Source organism: Aeromicrobium choanae (assembly GCF_900167475.1).
Classification (GTDB): Bacteria; Actinomycetota; Actinomycetes; order Propionibacteriales; family Nocardioidaceae; genus Aeromicrobium; species Aeromicrobium choanae.
The window spans coordinates 2,852,307-2,873,578 of record NZ_LT796768.1; the positions used below are offsets into that span (position 1 = coordinate 2,852,307).

The 21,272-nt window shown below is 71.0% G+C and carries 19 protein-coding genes; 13 read left to right on the forward strand and 6 right to left on the reverse strand.

Annotated elements, in window-relative coordinates:
- Positions 1 to 3: 3 nt before the first annotated feature.
- On the forward strand, positions 4 to 399 hold the full coding sequence (locus tag B5D60_RS13800) for a cytochrome c oxidase subunit 4 (protein WP_078700695.1): 396 nt from the start codon (positions 4 to 6) through the stop codon (positions 397 to 399).
- Between the two features lie 91 nt (positions 400 to 490).
- Positions 491 to 1,678, forward strand: a complete 1,188-nt coding sequence (locus B5D60_RS13805; protein ID WP_153303028.1) for a L,D-transpeptidase — start codon at positions 491 to 493, stop codon at positions 1,676 to 1,678.
- Between the two features lie 4 nt (positions 1,679 to 1,682).
- On the opposite strand, the gene B5D60_RS13810 is transcribed toward B5D60_RS13805, so the two are convergent.
- Complete coding sequence (locus B5D60_RS13810) at positions 1,683 to 2,258, reverse strand: HhH-GPD-type base excision DNA repair protein (protein WP_078700696.1); 576 nt, start codon at positions 2,256 to 2,258, stop codon at positions 1,683 to 1,685.
- 132 nt (positions 2,259 to 2,390) lie between these two features.
- On the opposite strand from B5D60_RS13810, the gene pstC reads away from it, so the two are divergent.
- The 8 genes from pstC (at position 2,391) to B5D60_RS16830 (ending at position 13,148) form a co-directional block, all read left to right on the forward strand.
- The gene (pstC, locus tag B5D60_RS13815; RefSeq protein WP_153303029.1) at positions 2,391 to 3,407 is read left to right on the forward strand and encodes a phosphate ABC transporter permease subunit PstC; all 1,017 of its coding nucleotides are present in this window, start codon (positions 2,391 to 2,393) and stop codon (positions 3,405 to 3,407) included.
- A complete protein-coding gene (gene pstA, locus B5D60_RS16815) occupies positions 3,404 to 4,492 on the forward strand; it encodes a phosphate ABC transporter permease PstA (protein ID WP_153303030.1) in 1,089 nt (362 codons plus the stop codon). Before pstC ends, pstA begins: the two co-directional genes overlap by 4 nt.
- Positions 4,489 to 6,093, forward strand: coding sequence for a substrate-binding domain-containing protein (locus B5D60_RS13825; RefSeq protein WP_231948797.1), 1,605 nt, complete (start codon positions 4,489 to 4,491; stop codon positions 6,091 to 6,093). The genes pstA and B5D60_RS13825 overlap by 4 nt, the downstream gene beginning before the upstream one ends.
- The gene (locus B5D60_RS16820; RefSeq protein WP_153303031.1) at positions 6,090 to 8,597 is read left to right on the forward strand and encodes a hypothetical protein; all 2,508 of its coding nucleotides are present in this window, start codon (positions 6,090 to 6,092) and stop codon (positions 8,595 to 8,597) included. Before B5D60_RS13825 ends, B5D60_RS16820 begins: the two co-directional genes overlap by 4 nt.
- A complete protein-coding gene (locus B5D60_RS16825; protein WP_153303032.1) occupies positions 8,594 to 9,499 on the forward strand; it encodes a sortase in 906 nt (301 codons plus the stop codon). The genes B5D60_RS16820 and B5D60_RS16825 overlap by 4 nt, the downstream gene beginning before the upstream one ends.
- A gap of 123 nt (positions 9,500 to 9,622) precedes the next feature.
- Positions 9,623 to 11,470, forward strand: a complete 1,848-nt coding sequence (locus B5D60_RS13835; RefSeq protein WP_078700699.1) for an Ig-like domain repeat protein — start codon at positions 9,623 to 9,625, stop codon at positions 11,468 to 11,470.
- 73 nt (positions 11,471 to 11,543) lie between these two features.
- Positions 11,544 to 12,398 carry a phosphate ABC transporter ATP-binding protein gene (locus B5D60_RS13840; RefSeq protein ID WP_078700700.1) on the forward strand — a complete coding sequence of 285 codons (855 nt, stop codon included), beginning with the start codon at positions 11,544 to 11,546 and terminating at the stop codon, positions 12,396 to 12,398.
- Between the two features lie 129 nt (positions 12,399 to 12,527).
- Complete coding sequence (locus tag B5D60_RS16830; protein ID WP_153303033.1) at positions 12,528 to 13,148, forward strand: lytic murein transglycosylase; 621 nt, start codon at positions 12,528 to 12,530, stop codon at positions 13,146 to 13,148.
- Between the two features lie 18 nt (positions 13,149 to 13,166).
- Here B5D60_RS16830 and B5D60_RS13845 read toward each other — a convergent pair whose 3' ends face one another.
- Positions 13,167 to 14,474 (reverse strand): condensation domain-containing protein, encoded by a 1,308-nt coding sequence (locus B5D60_RS13845; protein WP_153303034.1) that lies wholly within the window; start codon positions 14,472 to 14,474, stop codon positions 13,167 to 13,169.
- A 46-nt stretch (positions 14,475 to 14,520) separates the two neighbouring features.
- On the opposite strand from B5D60_RS13845, the gene B5D60_RS13850 reads away from it, so the two are divergent.
- Positions 14,521 to 15,303, forward strand: a complete 783-nt coding sequence (locus tag B5D60_RS13850; protein WP_153303035.1) for an alpha/beta fold hydrolase — start codon at positions 14,521 to 14,523, stop codon at positions 15,301 to 15,303.
- Between the two features lie 87 nt (positions 15,304 to 15,390).
- Here B5D60_RS13850 and qcrB read toward each other — a convergent pair whose 3' ends face one another.
- The 4 genes from qcrB to ctaE form a co-directional block, all read right to left on the reverse strand.
- Positions 15,391 to 17,097 carry a cytochrome bc1 complex cytochrome b subunit gene (gene qcrB / locus B5D60_RS13855; protein WP_078700702.1) on the reverse strand — a complete coding sequence of 569 codons (1,707 nt, stop codon included), beginning with the start codon at positions 17,095 to 17,097 and terminating at the stop codon, positions 15,391 to 15,393.
- The gene (qcrA, locus tag B5D60_RS13860; protein ID WP_078700703.1) at positions 17,094 to 18,185 is read right to left on the reverse strand and encodes a cytochrome bc1 complex Rieske iron-sulfur subunit; all 1,092 of its coding nucleotides are present in this window, start codon (positions 18,183 to 18,185) and stop codon (positions 17,094 to 17,096) included. Before qcrA ends, qcrB begins: the two co-directional genes overlap by 4 nt.
- Positions 18,182 to 19,021: a cytochrome bc1 complex diheme cytochrome c subunit gene (qcrC, locus tag B5D60_RS13865; protein WP_078700704.1), complete on the reverse strand. Its 840-nt coding sequence runs from the start codon at positions 19,019 to 19,021 to the stop codon at positions 18,182 to 18,184. The genes qcrA and qcrC overlap by 4 nt, the downstream gene beginning before the upstream one ends.
- A gap of 154 nt (positions 19,022 to 19,175) precedes the next feature.
- Positions 19,176 to 19,817: an aa3-type cytochrome oxidase subunit III gene (ctaE, locus tag B5D60_RS13870; RefSeq protein ID WP_456236403.1), complete on the reverse strand. Its 642-nt coding sequence runs from the start codon at positions 19,815 to 19,817 to the stop codon at positions 19,176 to 19,178.
- Positions 19,818 to 19,913: 96 nt separating this feature from the next.
- On the opposite strand from ctaE, the gene B5D60_RS17250 reads away from it, so the two are divergent.
- Together B5D60_RS17250 and trpD are read left to right on the forward strand one after the other, a co-directional pair.
- Positions 19,914 to 20,219 carry a hypothetical protein gene (locus tag B5D60_RS17250; protein ID WP_331712486.1) on the forward strand — a complete coding sequence of 102 codons (306 nt, stop codon included), beginning with the start codon at positions 19,914 to 19,916 and terminating at the stop codon, positions 20,217 to 20,219.
- An 11-nt stretch (positions 20,220 to 20,230) separates the two neighbouring features.
- Positions 20,231 to 21,268: an anthranilate phosphoribosyltransferase gene (trpD, locus tag B5D60_RS13875; protein WP_231948806.1), complete on the forward strand. Its 1,038-nt coding sequence runs from the start codon at positions 20,231 to 20,233 to the stop codon at positions 21,266 to 21,268.
- Positions 21,269 to 21,272: the final 4 nt, after the last annotated feature.

Here is a 21,272-nt window from a genome sequence, read left to right on the forward strand (position 1 = left end):
TCGATGCGCAAGGAATTCTGGCTGTTCTTCAGCTGCGCCATCTTCTTCGTCATCGTGACGCCGGTCTACTGGGCCGTCGCGCACGAGGTCACCGGCACGGTCGCGCTCGTCATGGCGATGCTGCTGTTCTTCATGATCAGCTTCTACCTGTGGTTCGTCGCCAAGGCGATCCCCGAGCGTCCTGAGGACCGCCAGGACGGCGAGATCCTCGAGGGTGCCGGCGAGCTCGGCTTCTTCCCGCCCTACAGCTGGTGGCCGCTGTTCGCGGCGATGTCGTTCGGCCTGCTCGTGCTCGGCGTCGTCTTCGGCTGGTGGATGTTCATCATGGCCCTGCCGTTCGGCGCGATCTGTCTGATCGGCTGGCTCTTCGAGTACTACCGCGGCGCGCACGCTCACTGAGCCGCGCCCCGCACGACCACGCCCCCGGTGTTTCGACACCGGGGGCGTTTCGTCGTCCTGCGGGTGGGTCGGTCTGCCTAGACTTTCAGGCGTGAGTACGTGGGCAGCGCGGGCCGTGGGCCTGCTGACGGTGATGGTCCTGGCAGCGTCGTGCACCGGCGGCGGAGCGGCGAGCCCGGCCGACGAGGTCGAGGAGAAGGCGCCGCTGAGCATCTCGGCGAGCGTCGACGACGGTGCCGCGGACGTTGCCGTCGACTCGGTCGTCACCGTCGACGGCTTCGACGGCCAGCTGGCGGATGTCTCGCTGGCCTCCGACGACGGGAAGTCGACCGTTCCCGGCGAGATCCACGGAGTGCGCTGGACGGCATCCGGTCTCCTCGAGCCCGCCACGTCCTACGTGCTGAAGGCCTTGGGCACCGGCGACGACGGGAAGCCGGTCACCACGATCTCGCGGTTCACCACCCGCGCCCTGACCCTCGACGAGCAGACGTACCCGGCGGTCGCGCCCCTCGAGGGGGAGACCGTCGGCATCGGGATGCCCGTGATCGTGAGCTTCGACGTCCCGGTCATCGACCGCGCGGCGTTCGAGAAGCGGATGAAGGTCACGGCCCAGCCGGCCACCGCGGGCGGCTGGTACTGGCTCAGCAACAACACCGCGCACTGGCGGCCGAAGCAGTACTGGAAGCCGGGCACCGAGGTCTCGGTCGACCTCGGACTCAACAGCGTGCACGCGGGCAACGGCGTCTACGGCCAGCAGGACCAGCACGTGAAGTTCCGTGTCGGCCGTTCGGTGATGACCGTCGTGGACACGAGCCGGCACCGGGCCACGGTGAAGATCAACGGGAAGAACGTGCGCACGATCCCGGTCTCGACGGGCGACGCCGACCACCGCAGCCGCAACGGCATCAAGGTCGTGATGGAGAAGCACCGGTCGATCGACATGGACGCCGCCACCACGGGCGTGGACTCCGACGACCCCGGCTACTACAACCTCAAGGGCGTGAAGTGGGCGATGCGCGTCACGAACTCGGGGGAGTTCCTGCACGCGGCGCCGTGGTCGGCCGCGGCCCAGGGCAACGCCAACGTGAGCCACGGCTGTGTCGGCATGAGCACCAAGGACGCGGCGTGGGTGTTCGCGCAGAGCAAGCGTGGCGACGTGGTCAGCTATGTGGGCAGCCCTCGCCGGCTCGAGCCGGGCAACGGCTGGACCGACTGGAACCGTTCGTGGGACGAGTGGCTCGAGGGTTCGGCCCTCGGGGAGGACGCCGAGGGCGCCTGAGCCCTCAGCTGCCCTTGGCGGCCTTCGCGGCGGCCTTCTGCTCGCGCTTGAACTCGCGGACCTTCACGAGCGATTCAGGGCTCGTGATGTCGGCGACGCTCCGGTGGCCCGGCTGCCCGTAGTCGCCGGCCGCCTCGCGCCAGCCGGCGCCGTCGTAGCCGTACTGCTTGCCCAGCAGGGCGAGGAAGATCTTGGCCTTCTGCTCGCCGAACCCCGGCAGCGCCTTGAGCCGCTTGAGGACCTCGGGACCGTCGGGGGAGCCCTGGGTCCAGATCGCGGTCGCGTCGCCGCCCCACTCGTCGCGCACGGACGCGGCGAGGGCCTGCACCCGCCCGGCCATGGAGCCGGGGTAGCGGTGCACGGCCGGGGTCTGGCGGAAGACCGCCTCGAACGCCTCCGGCTCCTGCCCGGCGAGGTCCGCGGGGTCGAGCGTGCCCACCCGGTCGAGGATCTTCGCGGGGCCGGAGAACGCCGCCTCCATCGCGATCTGCTGGTCCAGCAGCATGCCCACGAGCAGGGCGAAGGGGTCGTCGGTCAGCAGCTGGTCGGCGGTGGGGTCGCCGGTGATCGAGAGGCTCATGGACCCATCGTCGCACTCTCGCCGAAGCGCCTCGCAACGTTCATACCGCGTTCACCGCACGTGCTGAACGGACCGTGAGGTCTTCCCTAGAGTCGCAGCGTCGTTGTTCGGGGTCGAGATCATGGAGGTCGTGTGACCACGGTCCTGCCCACCCGGGCGCCGTCCGATGCTGCACCGGACGCCCCCCGCGCCATCGGCGGCGGCCAGGCCGGCGCCGACCGCGTCTTCGACCTCGCGATGCGCGCCACCGGGACGACGGTCCTGCTGATCACCGGCGGGATCGGCCTCTTCCTGGCGCTGCAGGCGGTGCCGACCCTGCGCCACTACGGGCTCTCGTTCTTCACCGAGACGCAGTGGGAGCCGGACGCGGACGTCGTCGGCATCGGCTCGGTCCTCGTCGGCACGTTCTCGGTCGCCGCCGTCGCGCTCGTCGTCGCGTTCCCGCTCGCTCTCGCCACGGCGCTGTTCATCAGCGAGTACGCGCCGGCGCGGCTGCGGGGACCGCTCATCTCGATGGTCGACCTGATGGCGGCCGTGCCCAGCATCATCTACGGGCTGTGGGGGTTCTTCCTGCTCCAGCCGCACGCCAGCTCGGTGGCCAGGTGGATGCACCAGCACCTCGGCTTCCTCCCGTTCTTCGAGGTCAAGGCCGATCCCGGGGCCGCGATCTGGGAGCAGAGCCGTTACACGGCCTCGGCCTTCATCGCCGGCCTCGCTGTGGCGATGATGGTGATCCCCATGGCGTGCGCCATCATGCGCCAGGTGTTCAGCCAGGCGCCGCTCGGCGAGCGGGAGGCGGCGTACGCGCTCGGCGCCACGCGGTGGGGCATGATCCGCTCGGTCGTGCTGCCCTTCGGGCGTGGCGGCATCATCGGCGGCACGATGCTCGGCCTGGGCCGTGCCCTCGGCGAGACGATCGCCGTCCTGCTGATCATCTCGCCCGCCTTCGTCCTGAAGCCCCGCGTCCTCGAGATCGGCACCAACACGGTCTCGGCCTTGATCGCAGGACGGTTCGGCGAGGCCAGCGGGGGACAGCTCCAGGCCCTGCTGACGGCCGGCTTCGTCCTGTTCGTGATCACACTCCTCATCAACACCGCGGCGGCCGTCGTCGTCTCGCGGAGCCGTTCCGGAGCGGGGACCGACGCATGAGCACGACCATCGCCCGGTCCGAGCCGGCCACGCCCCAGCCGCCCGCCGGCACCCGCCGGCTCTCCACCGTGACGGCCGAGGACCGCTTCGTCGAGATCGGCTCGTGGGTGGCCGGCTTCTCACTGGCGTGGATCGTGAACGCGCGGCTGCTGCCGTGGACGGGGCTCCTGCCGCTCGTCATCTCGACCGTCGTCGCCGGCCTGGGCGTGCTGGCCGTGGCCACGGCGATGACCGAGCCGCGACCCGTGGTCGTCGACCGTGTCGTCGCGGCACTCGTCCACGTCGCGGCCCTCATCGTCGCCGTCGCCCTGTTGTCGACCGTGGCGTTCATCGTGTACCGCGGGCTGGGCGCACTGTTCCACTTCTCGCTGCTGACGCAGGACATGTCGGGCGTCGGGCCACGGGACGCGTTCGACCGCGGAGGCATCCTGCACGCGGTCGTCGGCTCCCTGATCCAGGTGGGCATCGCCGTGCTGGTCACCGTGCCGCTCGGGATCGGCACGGCGGTCTTCATGACCGAGGTCGGTGGCCGCTACGCGCGCATCGTCCGCACCGTCGTGGAGGCGATGACGGCGCTGCCGTCGATCGTGGCCGGGCTGTTCATCTACACGACCCTCATCGTGGCCCTCGGGATCGACCGATCCGGGTTCGCGGCCGCGATGGCGCTGGGTGTGATGATGCTCCCGATCATCGCCCGCGCCGCCGACGTGGTGCTGCGCGTCGTTCCCGGCGGCCTGCGCGAGGCGAGTCTGGCCCTCGGTGCGTCGCGGTGGCGCACGGTCTGGCACGTGGTCCTGCCCACCGCCCGGCCGGGCCTGGCCACGGCCCTGATCCTCGGCGTCGCGCGGGGGATCGGCGAGACCTCGCCCGTGCTCCTGACCTCCGGTGCCGCCTCCTTCCTCGTCCTCGACCCGACCGACGGCGTGATGAACTCCCTGCCGCTGTTCATCTACTCGACCGTGCGCAGCGGTGAGCCGATGTACATCGAGCGCGCCTTCGCGGCCGCCACCGTCCTGCTCCTGCTGGTGCTCGTGCTCTTCGCGATCGCTCGCCGCCTCGCCCGCCCCCGAAAGGTCTCCCGATGACCCTGTCCCCGCTCCGCAGCCGGTACCAGCGCCTCGCTCTCGTGCTGGCGGTGATGTCCGTCGTGGCGCTGGCGTCGATCCGCCCGGCGCACGCCGCGTACGCCCAGATCGAGGGATCGGGCTCCACCTGGTCCGAGGTGATCGTGCAGCAGTGGATCGCCGACGTGAACGCGAACGGCATGAAGGTCACGTACAACGGAGGCGGGTCCTCGCAGGGGCGCAAGGCCTTCGCGCAGCACGTCACCGACTTCGGCATCACCGAGATCCCCTACCAGGGCAAGGACGAGAGCGGCAACGCCGACACCGCGGGGAGCCGCGAGTTCGCCTACATGCCGATCATCGCCGGCGGCACCGCGTTCTCGTACCAGATCCGCGTCGGCGGGAAGCTGGTCAAGAACCTGAGGCTCTCCGGCGAGACACTGTCCAAGATCTTCACGAACCAGATCACGAACTGGAACGACCCGGCGATCGCGAAGGACAACAACGGCCGCAAGCTGCCGTCGCTGAAGATCATCCCGGTGGTCCGATCCGACGGCTCGGGCACCACCGCGCAGTTCACCCGCTGGATGGATGCCCAGTACCCCAAGGTGTGGCGCGGCTTCTTCGGCAAGTCCGGCCTGACCTCGTACTACCCGCGGCGTGGTGACACGATCGCCGCGGCCGGCTCCGACCAGGTGATGAACACCATCGCGGGGGCGGCCGGCAACGGGACCATCGGCTACGTCGAGTACTCGTACCCGGTCAACAAGAAGTTCCCGGTCGTCAAGGTGCTGAACCGCTCCGGCTTCTTCGTCGAGCCGACCCAGTACAACGTGGCGGTCGCCCTCACCAAGGCGCGGATCAACACCGACAAGGGCTCCCAGAACTACCTGACCCAGATCCTCGACGGCGTCTACAACGCGGCGGACCCGCGCGCGTACCCGCTGAGCTCGTACTCCTACATGCTGCTGCCGACGGGTGCGTCCGATCGCCGGATGACCACGACGAAGCGCCAGACGCTGGCGGACTTCATGTACTACTCGCTGTGCGAGGGGCAGTCCAAGGCCGGCGCCTACGGCTACTCGCCGCTGCCGCTGAACCTGGTGAAGGCCGGATTCGACCAGCTGAAGCGGCTCAAGGCCGCCGATCCGAAGGTCGAGATCGCCGGGCGCGACGTGAAGTCGTGCAACAACCCCACCTTCGTCGCGGGCGACCTGTCGAAGAACAAGCTCGCCGAGATCGCCCCGAAGCCGGCGGCCTGCGACAAGGCCGGTGCCGGACCCTGCGACGGCGGAACCGGCTCGGCGCCCACCACGCTGGAGGAGGCCGAGAAGACGGCGAAGGACTCGTCCGCAGGGGCGTCCACCGGCGCGGGGGGCGGCCCGTCCGCAGCGGTGGACGCCGCGCCCGAGAGCGGGGCCATCGACCCCGTGACGGGCGATGCCGTGCAGGCCGCCGGCGCGACGGGCGGCAACGCCCAGGCCGTGCCGGTCGAGCTGACGTCGTCACGGCCGGGGGACTCACGGGTCTTCGGCACCGTGGCGGCCCTCGAGCTGCTCGCGATCGTGTTGATACCCGGGATGGTGGCGGCGTTCCTGCGTCGTCGAGGAGAGGTCCGATGAAGCGCACGCTGCTGTTGATCCCCGCCCTGCTGGTCGTGGTGGCCGGTCTGCCGCCCGCCGTGACCCCCGGGGCGCAGGCCGCGTCGGGCTCGTCCTTCAGCCGGACGAAGGAGGTCGACCGCACCTTCGAGGAGGACGGCCAGGCCGTGTCGGTCGAGAAGCGCCGCGTGTCGGTGACGGTCGATCACACGCAGGACCTCCGCGGCCGCGAGCGCGTCCAGATCTCCTGGAAGGGTGCCCACCCGAGCGGTGGTCGCGCGGCCAGCCCGTTCGGTGCGGCCGGCCTGCGCCAGGAGTACCCGGTCGTCATCCTCCAGTGCCGGGGACGGGACGATGCCGCCCTGCCAGCCGCGAAGCGGGTCTCGCCGGAGACGTGCTGGACCTCGACGGCCCAGCAGCGCTTCCGGTCGACGTCGGAGCGCCAGGCGATCTGGCGTCGCGACCTGCACGCGCGCGAGGGCGACACGAGGCAGAAGAGCGGGATCGACCCATTCCCGACGAGCGGGTGCGACGACGTCCCGAGCTTCTCGGCGCACGCCGTGACGTTCGTCGACGCGAAGGGGAAGTCGTACACGTCCTGCAGCGCCGAGACGATGGCGCCCGAGGCGGCCGTCGACGCCGCCCTGCCCGCCGCCGAGCAGGCCGCGTACACCGACGCCGACGGGACCGGGTCGACCAGCTTCGAGGTCCGTACCGCCACCGAGAACGAGTCCCTCGGCTGCAGCGACACGGTGGCGTGCTCCATCGTCGTCATCCCGGTCATGGGCCTCAGCTGCGTGGACGGGGACGACGAGTGCACCCGCACGGGACGCTTCGCCCCCGGCTCCAGCAACTTCGCCGGTGACGGCGTCGACGACGCGGTCTCGGCCTCCTACTGGTGGGCCGGGTCGAACTGGCGCAACCGGATCACGATCCCGGTCACGTTCGGCACCGCGCCCAACGTGTGCGACGTCCTCGACTCGCGGGCGCCGACGGCGTTCTACGGCTCCGAGCTGATGTCGCAGGCGGCACTGCAGTGGGCACCGGCCTACTGCCTGTCGAGGAAGCGCTTCAAGTTCCAGCACAACCGCATGTCCGACGAGGCCGCCTTCGCCCTGGTGGAGAAGGGCGGCGCGCCGGCGGCGCTGGTGTCAGGGCGTCGCGAGCAGGAGGACGAGGCCCCCGTGGCCTACGCGCCCACCGCCGTCACCGGGTTCGCGATCTCCTACGTCATCGACCGGCCGAAGAACGCCGGCGAGTACGACCGGCTGAGGCTGACCCCGCGCCTCCTCGCGAAGCTCCTCACGCAGTCCTACACCGGCTCCGCCTACGGAGCGCAGCATCCGGGGATGGGCCGCAACCCGCAGTCCCTCAACCAGGACCCCGAGTTCCAGGCGCTCAACCCGGGCCTGGACGCCACGACTCGCGAGGCGGCGGCCACGGTGCTGTCCCTGTCGGAGTCCTCGGACGTCATGACCTCGTTGACCTCCTACATCGCCGCCGATCCCGAGGCCCGGGCTTTCATGGACGGGAAGGCCGATCCGTGGGGCATGGCGATCAACCCGAGCTACCGCCGGCTGAAGCTGCCCGTGGCGGAGTGGCCGCTGCTGGACACGTTCGTGCCCGAGTACGACCTCGACTGCCAGCAGCAGCTCAGCACCCCCTACTTCACGCAGCTCGCCGCACCGGTCTCGAGCCTGCGCACGATCGCCGAGGCGGTGCTCGACGCCTGGCCGAACGTGCAGACCAAGTGCGAGCGGCCCTCCAGCTCCGATCCGTACAAGTTCGGGCGGGCCGACCGCCAGGGCGTCGGCGCGCGCTTCATGCTGGGCGTCGTCAGCCTCGGTGACGCCGAGCGGCTCGGCCTGAGGACGGCGGCGGTGCGCACCTCCGGGAAGACCTGGGTGTCGCCGACCCGCTCGTCGATGGCGGCCGCCGTCGGGACCGCGACGGCCGTGAAGGGCTCGACCGGCGCCTTCGAGATCACGCCGCGGGCGCTGGCGAAGCGACCGCAGGCCTACCCCGGGACGATGATCGTCTACACCGTGGCGCGGACGCGCGGCCTGGCTCCGAAGGACGCCCAGCACGTCTCCCAGTTCATCCGCGTCGCCACGAGCGAGGGTCAGCGGCCGGGGTCGGCCAACGGCACGCTGCCGTCGGGCTACCTGCCGATCCTGGCCGCGGGAGTCACGAAGCGCCTGTACGACGCGGCGCGGCACGCGGCCGACCTCATCGCTGCGCAGCGGCCCGAGAGTGCGCCGGGGACGAACGACACCACCACCGCGTCGGCGGGCGGTGGCTCAGGTCCCGACACCTCGGTGACGGCGCCGCAGGGCGACGTCCCGCCGGAGCAGGCCCGCGCCTCCGGACCGGCGAAGGCCACCATGGTCGCGACGGAGCCCACGAGCGCGATCACCTCGACGTCGGGACGAATGCTGCTGCCGCTGCTGCTGTGCGTGGGCCTGGCGGCGGGCGCGCTCGGGCCGGTCCTGCGGGGCGTCGCGGCGGCGAGGGCACGGCGGTGACCACCTGGAGCGTGCGGGTGCCGGGGCGGCGGGCGAAGCCACGACCCGTGGCCGCACCGGTCGCCCTGCCGGCCGAGATCGCGGTCGTGACCGAGGCGCTGACCGTGGTCGCGGTCGTGTGCGCCTGGGTCGTCCTGCAGCTGCTCGTCCTCGGCGGGGTCTCGCACGACCGTGCCCAGCACGTGCTCCACGCCCAGTTCCGCACGGACCTCGCCTCCGCCACCGCGCCGGTCGGCGGAGTCATCGATCCCGGCACGCCGGTCTCCACGCTGACCATCCCCGGCCGGGGCATCAGCGAGGTGGTGGTCGAGGGCACCGCATCGAGCCAGACACTCGGCGGACCCGGGCACCGGCGCGACACCGTCCTGCCGGGACAGCCCGGCACCTCGGTCCTCTACGGACGCAGCAGCACCTTCGGCGCACCGTTCGGCGGGCTCGACGACCTGCGCGTCGGCGACCCGATCATGACCGTCACGGGGCAGGGCCGGGCGGCCTACGAGGTCAGTGGGCTCAGGCGCGCGGGCGACCCGCTGCCGCAGCCGCTGGCACCGGGCGCGGGCCGGCTCGTACTCGTCGGCGCCGAGGGTCAGGGCCGCCTCGCGGCACTGTCCCCGGGCGCGGTGGTCTTCGTGGACGCGGAGCTCGTCTCCAAGCCGCACGAGGCCGGGGCTCCTCGCGTGCCCTCGGTGCCCGAGGCGGAGCAGCCCATGGGCCGTGACACGTCCGTCCTGCCCCTGCTGGCGCTGGTCCTGGCCGGCGTCGCAGCGGTGGTCGCACTCGCGACCTATGCGCGCGCCCGGCTCGGGAGAGCCCGTGCCTGGGTCCTGCTGTCGGCCCCACTCGTCGCCCTGGCCTGGATCGCGACCGATCTCGGCGTGAGCCTGCTGCCGAATCTGGTGTGAGTGCCAGATGGCCCTCCGCCTTTCACCTGCCGTTCACCGCAAGCACCGCGCCACACGAGGGATCCCTCATAGCGTGCCGCACGAGACCCGGCAGAGCGCCGGCTCGAGGAAAGGGAACCCCCGATGAAGCGAAACCGTGTATCGGCCGTCACGGCCGGTGCGGCCCTCGTGGTCGGCTCGACGCTGACCCTCATGTCGCCCGCCGTCGCGGCCGACGTGAACCCCTTCGATCCGACCTTCGTCCCGAACACCACCGACGACCTCGTCGGTGTCGGATCGGACACCACCCAGATCGTCACGCACGACATCGCGGTCGCCTACAACGCGGGCCGTGCCTCGGGCCGGATCGCGTCGTTCGCGGCCGACGGGGCACCGGCCACCGTGACGCTGCGCAGCGGACTCGCCGCGATCACCCGTCCGAACGGCTCGGGCGCGGGCAAGAAGCTGCTCTACGCTCCCGACAACAACCCCCACGTCTCGTTCGCCCGGTCCTCGTCCACCCTCAACCCGGCCGAGATCACCGGCGGGCTCAAGCAGGCGGCCTTCGCCGTCGACGGTCTGCAGATGGCCGTCAGCTCGAGCGCCACGAACGCGCCCGCGGAGCTGACCATCGACCAGATCCTGCGGATCTACAAGGGCGAGGTCACGAACTGGAGCCAGGTCGGCGGCCGGCCGGGCGCCATCAGGGCGCTCATCCCGCAGTCGGGCTCCGGCACCCTGAGCTTCTTCACGTCGCAGCTGACCGCCGCGAACGGTGGCATCCCGTTCACCCCCGTCGCCAGCTCCACGCAGGAGCACAGCGACGTCGACGTGAAGGGCGACCCCAACGCGATCGCGCCGTTCTCCAGCGCCCGCGCCACGATCACCTCCACGGTCGACGCGCTCGGCGGCTGGAAGGCGACGCGCGCGGTCTACAACGTCGTGCGCACCGCGGACCTGGCGAGCGGGACCCTCGGGTCCACGCTCACGAACGTCTTCGGTGAGGACGGCTGGATCTGCGGGCCGGATGGTCGCGCCGTGATCGAGAGGGCCGGCTTCGAGCAGCTGGCCTCCACGGAGGACGGCGGCGCGTGCGGCCAGTTCGTCACCGATCCGGTCTCCAACCTCAAGACCTCCGACCAGGCCGACGCGGTCGCCACCACGACGACGCTCGCGGCCTCGGCACCGGGCAACCGCACCGTGGCCCTCCGGGCGACGGTCGGCACCGGTGGCGGCGCACCCGCGGCCGGCAAGGTCGAGTTCCGTGAGGGCGAGTCCGTCGTCGGGTCCGCCTTCACCTCGGGAGGCGTCGCCTCGCTCACGCTGTCCGGTGTCTCGGTCGGCTCGCACCAGTACACCGCGACGTTCGTGCCGACTCGGGCGAACGACTTCACCCCGTCCGAGTCCGCCCCGCAGCAGGTCGTCGTCAAGACCCCCGCCGCGGTGACGGTCACCGGTGTCTCGGCCCCGTACGGCAAGGCGAAGACGGTCACCGTCAAGGCGACGGTGAACGGCGCGGCCGCCACCGGCTCCGTGCGGGTCGCGGTCGGCACCGGCGCGGCCAGGGCCTACCCCCTGTCGCGCGGCACGGCGACGGTCCCGGTCGCGGCCGGGACGGCTGCGGGCGCCCTGCGCGTGGTCGCCTCGCTGCCCGGCTCGGCGTCCGTCGACCCGGCCAGCCGCACGTTCACGCTCAAGATCGCCAAGGCGAAGGGCAGCGTGACCGCCAAGCTCGTGAAGGCCAAGGTCAAGGCGTCGCAGCGCGGCGTGCTGCGCGTGACGGTCAAGCCCGCGGGCGTGCCGGTCACGGGCAAGGTCACCGTGAAGGCCGGCTCGAAGGTCGTCGGTCGCGGCGTCGTCAGGAACGGGAAGGTCACCGTCAAGCTGGCGAAGCTCAAGAAGGGCACGCACCGGCTGGTGGTGTCGTACGGAGGCGACCGGAACGTCACGGGCGCCAAGGCCAGGACCCTGAAGGTCAAGGTCACCCGCTGAGTCCCGGGTCGCGGCCGGGGCGGTGCTCCTCGAGCCCGCCCCGGCCCGGCCCTCACCATCGAAGGAACCCCTCATGAGCGTCACCACCGACACGTCGATCATTCCCCTCGTGGAGTCAGAGACGACCGTCATCCCGGTCGTGGACGGGCCCACACCGGCCGGCCTCCACGCCGAGAGCGTCTCCGCCTGGTTCGGCCGCCACCACGTCCTCGACCGCGTGTCGCTCGACATGCCCGCGGGACGCGTCACCGCGCTGATCGGCCCGTCCGGCTGTGGCAAGTCCACCTTCCTGCGCACCCTCAATCGCATGCACGAGCTCGTCGACGGCGCCCAGTTCGCGGGCGCGGTCCGCCTCGACGGCGACGACATCTACGACCCGCGCCGCAAGCTCATGGACGTGCGCCGCAGCATCGGCATGGTGTTCCAGAAGCCCAACCCGTTCCCGGCCATGTCGATCCGCGACAACGTGCTGGCCGGCCTGCGGCTCACCGGCACCCGCGCCAGCAGGTCCACCAAGGACGAGCTCGTCGAGTCCTGCCTGCGCCGCGGCGGGCTCTGGAACGAGGTCAAGGACCGCCTCGACGCGCCGGGCGGTGGTCTCTCCGGCGGTCAGCAGCAGCGCCTGTGCATCGCGCGCTCACTCGCGATCCGGCCGCGGGTCCTATTGATGGACGAGCCCTGCTCCGCCCTGGACCCCACCTCGACGCGAGTCATCGAGGAGACGATGATCGAGCTGGCGCGCGAGGTGACGATCGTCATCGTCACGCACAACATGCAGCAGGCCGCACGCGTCTCGGACCAGTGCGCGTTCTTCCTCGCGGCGCAGGGGACACCCGGCGTGATCGTGGAGCACGGCGACACCGCCTCGATGTTCGCCTCGCCCCAGGACCAGCGGACGCACGACTACGTCAACGGCCGCTTCGGATGAGGCGCGCGGCCCGGCTGCGGCTCGCCCTCACCGCCGCCGTGGCCGTGGCCGGGATCTGCACCCTGGCCGTCGTCGGCGCCGCTGCCCTCACCGGGGGAGTGGCCACGCTCACCATCGCGGACGGACCGAGTGCAGGAGCTCTCGATCGGTGCCGGTTCCGCGCTGCCCCCGTCCGTCGACGCCACCGCCCAATCGGGCGTCGACCCCACCTGGGTCCGCCGGAACGCGGACCGCACGGGCATCCCCGCGGTCGCCGTGGGCGCGTACGCCGACGCCGCCCTCGCTCTGGGCACCGAGCAGCCGGCGTGCCGCCTGGGATGGACCACCCTGGCCGGCATCGCCACGGTCGAGTCTGACCACGGGCGACACGCTGGCGGAACCCTCGACGCGCAGGGCCGCACCACCGTGCCGGTGATCGGACCCGCGCTCGACGGATCACCGGGCCTGGCGGCGATACCGGCAGACGCGGCCTCGACGGCCCGCCACGGCGACCCCGTTTGGGACCACGCGGTCGGGCCGTTCCAGTTCATCGGGTCCACGTGGGAGCGCTGGCGGGCCGACGGCGACGGCGACGGGGTCGAGGACCCGCACGACCTGGACGACGCCGCACTCGCGGCGGCGCGCTACCTGTGCGCCGCGGGCCAGGACCTGAGCACGGGCCAGGGCTGGAGCCGGGCCATCCACTCGTACAACCACTCCGACGAGTACGTCCTCGCCGTCCTCGCGGCGGCCGAGGCCGTGGCCGGCTGATCCCTCGCCGTCCGGGACTCAGCCCTCGGTGGAGGCCGAACCCGTCGCCAGACCGCGCATCCGCGCCACCAGGTCGTCGAGCCAGGCGCCGACATTCCTCCGCGACTCGCGGGTGTCGGGGTAGCGGCAGCGCAGGTGCACGCCGGAGTCGTCGATGATGAACCAGAGCATCACGCCATGCGTGCGAATGGCCGCGCCGACGTACTGCGCGTCGAGCCCGGCCGTGTCGATCCGCACGGGGAGGCGACGCAGGTCGAGCCACGAGACGGCGAACATGCCCGGCTGCTCGGGCATCCCGCCCCAGGGCTTCATCAGGTCGGCCAACGGCCACGAGCCCAGCCGGATCGCCTCCTTCACGGCAGCGGAGCACGCCCGCGGGTCCTCGTCGGCGGACTCGAGCACGGAGTTCGTGATGAACCAGCCGACCGAGTCGTGCCACCGGTCCTCGTGGCGGCTGTGCACGGGGAAGACCGTCCGCAGCGGCGTGCCCGCGAGCTCGAGCGTCGTCGCCGTCATCGCGGAGACGGCGAGGGCGAGCGTGGAGACGCGCTGATCGGCGGCCCGCGCGGAGAACGCCGCCAGCTCGCCGAGGTCGAGCACGTCGCGGATCACCACGCGCTCGGGCTGGGGCGTGGGGTCGCCGAGAGGGAGGGGGAATCGCGGCATCGCCCCGCCGCCCGCCTCGATGACCTCGTCCCAGCGGTGGTGGATCTCCTCCGGCGCGGGCGTGAGCCGCGCGAGCTCGACCGTGTGCTCGGCGAACGGGGGCACCTCCGGCAGCTCCGCCGTCCGCCCCTCGCGGATCTGGTCGAGGACCGCCAGCAGGTCGCGCGCCATGACGAGCAGTGACCACATGTCCACGTGGGCGTGGTCGGCCGCCATGATGAGACTCGGCCCGTCCGCCGTCTCGATGACGCAGAACCGGTGGGAGGGCCGCTGGTAGGGGCGGCAGCCCTCGTCCAGCACATCGCGCAGCGCATCGTTCATGGACTGACCCGGAAGCACCTCGTGCTCGGTCCATCGTCCGGCCTCCACCGTCACCTCGTGCAGGGTGGGGGAGCCGTCGGTCCCCGGCACGAACACCGAGCGCAGCGTCCCGTGCGCCTGCACCACGGCACACCACGCGGCCGCCAGGTCGTCGCGCGGCACCGGAGCGCCCAGCCGCATGGCCAGCGCCATCCACGACCCGGTGCGGTCGCCGAAGCCGACGTGGCGCGCCTGGTCGAACGAGACGGGCAGCTGCGGTCCGGGCTCGGACACGACGAGCTCGTGGCTGAGCAGCGGGCCGAACGGAAGGCGCAGGTGCGCGACGTGCGTGAGACGCATGCCAGTAACCTATTGCCCCGGTCACCCCATCAGATCAGGAGCCGTCGTGCACAGGTTCTCCGTGCCGGATGCCGAGCTCGCCTGGGCGTTCAGCGATGAGTCCGGGCACGCCGTCGTGCAGCTCCACGGCCTGACGTCGAGCCGGTCGCGCGACCGCGTGCTCGACCTCGACCTGGGGCGCGGCCTGTCCGACACCCGCCTGCTGCGCTACGACGCCCGCGGGCACGGTCACTCGTCCGGCAGGGGAGTGCCCGAGGACTACCGGTGGTCGACGCTGGCCGACGACCTGCTGCGGCTGCTGGACTTCTGGTTCCCCGACGAGCCGGTGCACGGGGTCGGGCCCTCCATGGGTGCTGGCACGCTGCTGCACGCCGCCGTGCGCGATCCCGGCCGCTTCGACGGCCTCACGCTGCTGCTGCCGCCCACGGCCTGGGAGACCCGCGCGGCGCGCGCCGACGACTACCGGGAGATGGCCGATGCCATCGAGGCGCAGGGCGTCGAGCCGTTCCTCGAGCTGGACCGCTCGGCCCCGAAGCCGCCCGCGACGGTGGGGCACCCCGACACCGTGCCCCACGTCCGCCCCGAGCTGCTGCCGTCCGTCCTGCGCGGTGCGTCGCTGAGCGACCTCCCGGCCCCTGAGGAGATCGCCCGCATCGACGTTCCCACCACCGTGCTGGCGTGGGTGGAGGACCCCGCACACCCGCTGTCCACCGCCGAGGCGCTGGTGGACCTCATGCCGCACGCCACGCTCCAGGTGGCGCACACGCCCGACGACGTGCGGCGTTGGCCCGGCGTCCTCGCCGACGACATCGCCCACCGCACCCGCTGAGCGGACCGAGCGGGGCTTTCCCTCACGATCTGCCCCGGACGGACGAAGGCCCCGACCGGAACGGTCGGGGCCCTCGTGCTGGATGACTCAGTGGACGCGCGGGACGCCGGTCTCGGAGACGCCCTGGAAGTCGTCGCCGAGCTCCACCGGGTGCTCGCCGCCGCCGGCCAGGTGCTCGGCCGCGTGCTCCATGTCGTGGCGGGTCGGCTTGTCGACCGATCCGTCGTAGTAGAAGTTGCGCAGCTTCTGGCGCAGCGACTGCTTGCGGTAGTGCGGGTTGCGCACCCCGTAGGCGTCGTGCTTGTGCACTTCCTCCAGCTCCGGCAGACGCTCGCGCGACGCCGTGAGCGCATACGCGGCGCGGTCGGGCAGCGGCGCGTGACGCTCGGAGTACCCACCGTCGGGGGCGCGGTCGATGACGCCCGTCTCCCAACCGTGGGTCAGCGTCTCGTTGTCCTTGCGCTGCAGCGAGATGCAGATGCGCTTGGTCACGATGAACGCGATGACCGGGAAGATGAAGATGCCGAAGCGCAGCACCCACGTGATCGCGAAGATGTCCAGGCCGAACTTCAGCGCGATGATGTCGTTGCCGCCGGCGATCCAGCCGCAGGCGTAGGCGGTCATCGCCGCGACACCCAGCGCCGTGCGGACCGGCGCGTTGCGCGGACGCTCGAGCAGGTGGTGCTCACGGGTGTCGCCGGTGATCCAGCGCTCGATGAACGGCCACACGGCCAGCGACGTGAACAGGATGCCCAGACCGCCCACACCGGGCAGGAAGACGCTCCAGGTCCACGTGCGGTTGAACCACGTGGTCTCCAGCGGCGGCATGAGGCGCACGAGGCCCTCGGACAGGCCCATGTACCAGTCGGGCTGCGAGCCGGCGGTGACCTCGGACGGGTTGTACGGACCGTAGGCCCAGACCGGGTTGATCTGGATCAGGGCGCCCATGAGCGCGGTGAAGCCGAAGACGATGAAGAAGAATCCGCCGGCCTTGGCCATGTACACCGGGAGCATCGGGTAGCCCACGACGTTGTCGTTGGTGCGTCCGGCGCCGGGCCACTGCGTGTGCTTGTGGTAGACGAGCAGCAGCATGTGCGCGCCGATCAGGCCGAGCAGCAGCGCCGGGATCAGCAGGATGTGCGCCATGTACAGGCGGGGGATGATGATCTCGCCGGGGAACTCGCCGCCGAAGATGAAGAACTCCAGGTAGGAGCCGACCAGCGGGATCGAGCGGATCAAGCCGTCGACGAAGCGAAGGCCCGTGCCGGACAGCAGGTCGTCGGGCAGCGAGTAGCCCGCGAAGCCCTCGACCATGCCGAGGCTCAGCAGACCGACGCCGATGAGCCAGTTGATCTCACGCGGCTTGCGGTACGCGCCCGTGAAGAACACGCGCAGCATGTGGGCCATCATCGCCGCCACGAACAGCGCAGCCGCCCAGTGGTGGATCTGGCGCATGAGCAGGCCGCCGCGGATGTCGAACGAGATGTCGAGCGTCGAGGCGTAGGCCTGCGACATCTCGATGCCGTACAGCGGCGCGTAGGAGCCGGTGTACTCGACCTCGCCCATGCTCGGGACGAACCAGAACGTCAGGAAGACGCCCGTCAGCAGCAGGACGACGAAGCTCCACAGGGCGATCTCGCCGAGCATGAAGGACCAGTGCTCGGGGAAGACCTTGCGCAGGTTCTTCTTGCCTGCCGCGGCGAGGCCGAGGCGGTCGTCGAACCAGCCGACCGGGCCTGACAGCTTCTTGCCGGACGGGGAGTCCTCGATCCGGGTGAACGTGCTCTGGCTCATGCCTCACCACCGAACTTCTCGTTGAGCTTTTCCTGGTCGCGAGCGAGCTCGGGGTAGCTGGGCGCCACGATCTCGGGGAAGTCGCTGACGGCGACCAGGTAGCCCTCACCATCGACCGCGAGCGGCAGCTGCGGCAGCGGACGGTAGGCGGGACCGAAGATCACCTTGCCGTTGTCGGCCAGGTCGAACGTCGACTGGTGGCACGGGCAGAGCAGGTGGTGGGTCTGCTGTTCCCACAGGCTGATCGGGCAGCCGACGTGGGTGCAGATCTTGGAGTAGCACAGGATGCCCTCGACGCCCCAGTTCTCACGGCCCTTCTTCGGCGTGATGTCCTCGGGGCGCATGCGCACCACGATGACGGCGGCCTTGGCCTTGGCGGCCAGCAGGTCGTGACCGTGGATGACGGGGTGACCCTCGTCGTCGGTCTCGAAGAAGATCGCGGGCTCGGCGTTGACGAGCTGGCCGACCTCGAGGTCGGCCGGCTTGATCGGCGCACCCGAGACGTCGTTGACGACGCGCATGCCCTTCTTCCAGACCGTCTCGTCCTGGCTGTGGGGGAGCGGACCGAGGTCGCGCAGCATCACGATGGCCGGCAGGCCCATGGCGCCGACGGCGCCGAGCAGGCTGTTGCGGATCAGGGGACGACGGCCGATGCCGCTCTCCTGGACGCCCGCGTTGATGTCGGCCATGACCGCGGAGCGGTCCTCGTCGCTCGAGCGCGCGGGGTGGCGCATCTCGACCATCTCGTGGTCGCCCATGAGCTTCTTGGCCCACTGGATGATGCCGATGCCGATCAGCAGCAGGGCGCCGCCCAGCGTGGTGCCGAACGTGAAGTTCTGCGCCGACCAGCCACCGAAGGCGTCGCCGCTGTTCGGATCACCGAAGGCGAAGACGCGCACGTCGGAGTCGATCGTGAAGTAGGCGACGCAGAAGCCGATCAGCAGGAGCGTGGCCACGCCGAACATGCCGGCGATCTGGCGCTCGGTGCGGCGCTCCTGGTTTCCGTCGACGTCCTGCGGGCGGTACTGGTGGGGTGCGAGCCCCGGGTCGGCGATCGGGTCGCCGGTGCGTTCGATTTCCGTCGTCATCGCTTCTTCGACCTCGTTCCGTGCATGCCGATCCACACCGCGAAGACCGTGAGGCCGCCGATGCCGATGATCCACGCGAACATGCCGTCGACCACGGGGCCGAGGCCGCCGCCGCCGATGCCGCCGGCGTTGCCCTGCTGCTGGATGGTCTTGACGTAGGCGATGATGTTGCGCTTGTCCTCGGGGGTGAGCACGTCCTCGGAGAAGACGGGCATCTGCTGCGGGCCGGTCAGCATGGCCTCGTAGATGTGGATCGCGTCGACGCCCTGGAGCGTCGGGGCGTAGCGGCCGCTCGGCAGGGCGCCACCGGCGCCGACCGAGTTGTGGCACGCCGTGCAGTTGGTGCGGAAGAACTCTCCACCCTCGGAGATCCCCTGCTTGTCGACGCTCTGCCAGTCGAGGTCCTCCGCGGAGGGACGCGCCGGGCCGGGGGCCAGCGACGCGACGTAGGTCGCGATCTGGTCGATCTCGTCCTGCGTGTACTCGATGTGCTTGCGCGGGGCCTGGGGCGCGGTCTGCGCCATGGGCATGCGGCCGGTCTCCATCTGGAAGCCGACGGCGGCGGCGCCGACGCCGATCAGCGAGGGGCCGTAGTTGCCCTTGGCGTCATCGGTGCCAGAGGTGGTGATGCCCTCGGCGTTGAGGCCGTGGCAGCTGGCGCAGCCCACGACGAAGAGCTGCCGGCCGGCCTCGACCTGCGAGACCGACGAGGCGGACTCGGCGGTGGCCGGTTCCGGCGCGACCGTCGCGTACGCCGCGCCGGTCAGCAAGAGCGCCAGGGCCAGCAGCGCCAGGAGCGCCATGGGATGCCGGCGGCGTGTCGACAGTTTCCGCACCGAGAGAACCTCGTTCCTGAAGATCTGAAAATCGGACCAGGATGAGGACGGCATTTCCGCTATCGTCCCCAGCCATGTGGGCCCATGCGTTCGCCTCAGCGTAGCGAGGGCCGAGCTCAGACTGTGTAGTTAGGTCCGCCTATCCCCGAGAGGGTCAGCGGATGATGTAGATGGCCGCGAACAGGGCCACCCAGACGACGTCGACGAAGTGCCAGTAGTACGACACGACGATGGCCGAGACGGCCTGCTCGTGGGTGAACTTGCGGGCGGCGTAGGTGCGGCCGATCACCAGCAGGAAGGCCAGCAGGCCGCCGATGACGTGAAGGCCGTGGAAGCCGGTGGCGAGGTAGAAGAGGGAGCCGTAGGCCGAGCTCTGGATCGTCAGGCCCTCGTGGACCAGCTCGGCGTACTCGGTGGCCTGGCCGCCGATGAAGACCGCTCCCATGATGAAGCTGATGATGAACCACTTGCGCATGCCGGCCGCGTTGCCCTTGGCCGCGGCGTAGACGCCGAGCTGGCAGGTGACGGACGAGAGCACCAGGATCGTGGTGTTGACCGTGGCGAACGGGATGTTGAGGAGCTCGGTCTCCTGGGCCCACAGCTCGGGGGCGACACTGCGCACCGTGAAGTAGGCCGCGAACAGCGTCGCGAAGAACATCAGCTCGCTCGACAGCCACACGATGGTGCCGACCGTCACGTAGGACGGGCGGCCCTCGACGCCATGGAGCCGGGACGCGGGGATCGCAGAAGTAGTTGCCACGTGATCATTATGTACGATGCCATCGTGAGCGAGCACCAGCCCCTTCGAGTCCTCCTCTTCAGCGACGATCAGGAGGTCCGAACCGCCGTCGTCGCAGCGCTTGGCACCAGGCCGCACCCCGATCTGCCGCCTATGGAGTTCGTCGAGTGCGCCACCGAGCCGGTCGTCTGGCAGCAGCTCGACGCCGGGGGAATCGCCCTGGCGATCCTCGACGGCGAGGCCGTTCCCGCCGGTGGCATGGGCATCGCCCGGCAGATGAAGGACGAGCTCTACCAGGCGCCGCCGAGCCTCGTCCTGACCGGCCGTCCGCAGGACGCGTGGCTCGCCACGTGGTCCCGCGCCGACGCGGTCGTGCCGCAGCCGCTCGACCCGTTCCGGCTCGCCGAGTCGGTCATCGCGCTGCTGCGCGGCGTCGCCGTGTCCGGCGCGCGTCCTTGAGCGGCCGGTCCGTGGCCCTCACCTGGCCCCACGTCCTGACCGAGCTGATCGCCGCGCGCGATCTCGACACGGCCACCACCGAGTGGGCGATGGGCGAGATCCTCTCCGGTGACGCCACCGGTGCCCAGATCGCGGGGTTCGCGGTCGCGCTGCGCGCCAAGGGCGAGACGGCTGCCGAGCTGCAGGGGCTCGTCGACGCGATGTACGCCAAGGCCACCACGCTCGACCTCGACGACCGGGTCGTCGACATCGTGGGCACCGGGGGCGACATGGCCAAGACCGTGAACATCTCCTCCATGGCGGCCGTCACCACGGCGGGCGCGGGCATCGGCGTGGTCAAGCACGGCAACCGTGCGGCCTCCAGCCAGTCGGGCACGGCCGACGTCTTCGAGAAGCTCGGCGTGCGCCTCGACGTCCCGGCCGAGCACGTTCTCGACGTCTACCGCGAGGCCGGCATCACCTTCTGCTTCGCGCCGGTCTTCCACGCCTCGATGCGCTTCGCCGGGCCCACGCGGCGCGAGCTCGGCATCCCCACGTTCTTCAACTTCCTCGGCCCGCTGACCAACCCGGCGCGCCCGGCGGCCTCGGCGATCGGCTGTGCCGACCCGCGGATGGCGCCGCTCATGGCCGACGTGCTGGCCCGCCGCGGCAGCAGTGCGTTCGTGTTCCGCGGCGACGACGGCCTCGACGAGATCACGGTCACCACGACGACGCGGTTCTGGCTGCCCGGTCCCGACGGCATCGAGGAGCAGGTCCTCGACCCGGCCGAGCTCGGCTTCGACCACGCGCCCGCCGATGCGCTGCGCGGCGGCGAGCCCTCGTACAACGCCGACGTCTTCCGCCGCGTGCTCGACGGCGAGCCCGGCCCCGTGCGCGATGCGGTGGTGCTCAACGCCGGCGCGGCGATCGCCGCGCACGAGAACGCCGACGGCGCCCTGGTCGAGCGACTGCGGGCGGGCGTCGCCCGCGCCACGCAGTCCATCGACTCCGGAGCCGCCCGCGCCGCGCTCGGTCGCTGGGTCGAGGCGACCTCGCGCCACGTGGCCTGATCCT

What these genes read in the sequence shown, in the direction of transcription:
- B5D60_RS13800 (WP_078700695.1), top strand. Translation starts at nt 4, where the DNA reads ATGCGCAAGGAATTCTGGCTGTTCTTCAGCTGCGCCATCTTCTTCGTC.
- B5D60_RS13810 (WP_078700696.1), bottom strand. Translation starts at nt 2,258, where the DNA reads ATGAGCCTCTCGATCACCGGCGACCCCACCGCCGACCAGCTGCTGACC.
- pstA (WP_153303030.1), top strand. Translation starts at nt 3,404, where the DNA reads ATGAGCACGACCATCGCCCGGTCCGAGCCGGCCACGCCCCAGCCGCCC.
- B5D60_RS13825 (WP_231948797.1), top strand. Translation starts at nt 4,489, where the DNA reads ATGACCCTGTCCCCGCTCCGCAGCCGGTACCAGCGCCTCGCTCTCGTG.
- B5D60_RS16820 (WP_153303031.1), top strand. Translation starts at nt 6,090, where the DNA reads ATGAAGCGCACGCTGCTGTTGATCCCCGCCCTGCTGGTCGTGGTGGCC.
- B5D60_RS13835 (WP_078700699.1), top strand. Translation starts at nt 9,623, where the DNA reads ATGAAGCGAAACCGTGTATCGGCCGTCACGGCCGGTGCGGCCCTCGTG.
- B5D60_RS13840 (WP_078700700.1), top strand. Translation starts at nt 11,544, where the DNA reads ATGAGCGTCACCACCGACACGTCGATCATTCCCCTCGTGGAGTCAGAG.
- B5D60_RS13845 (WP_153303034.1), bottom strand. Translation starts at nt 14,474, where the DNA reads ATGCGTCTCACGCACGTCGCGCACCTGCGCCTTCCGTTCGGCCCGCTG.
- qcrB (WP_078700702.1), bottom strand. Translation starts at nt 17,097, where the DNA reads ATGAGCCAGAGCACGTTCACCCGGATCGAGGACTCCCCGTCCGGCAAG.
- qcrA (WP_078700703.1), bottom strand. Translation starts at nt 18,185, where the DNA reads ATGACGACGGAAATCGAACGCACCGGCGACCCGATCGCCGACCCGGGG.
- B5D60_RS17250 (WP_331712486.1), top strand. Translation starts at nt 19,914, where the DNA reads ATGGAGTTCGTCGAGTGCGCCACCGAGCCGGTCGTCTGGCAGCAGCTC.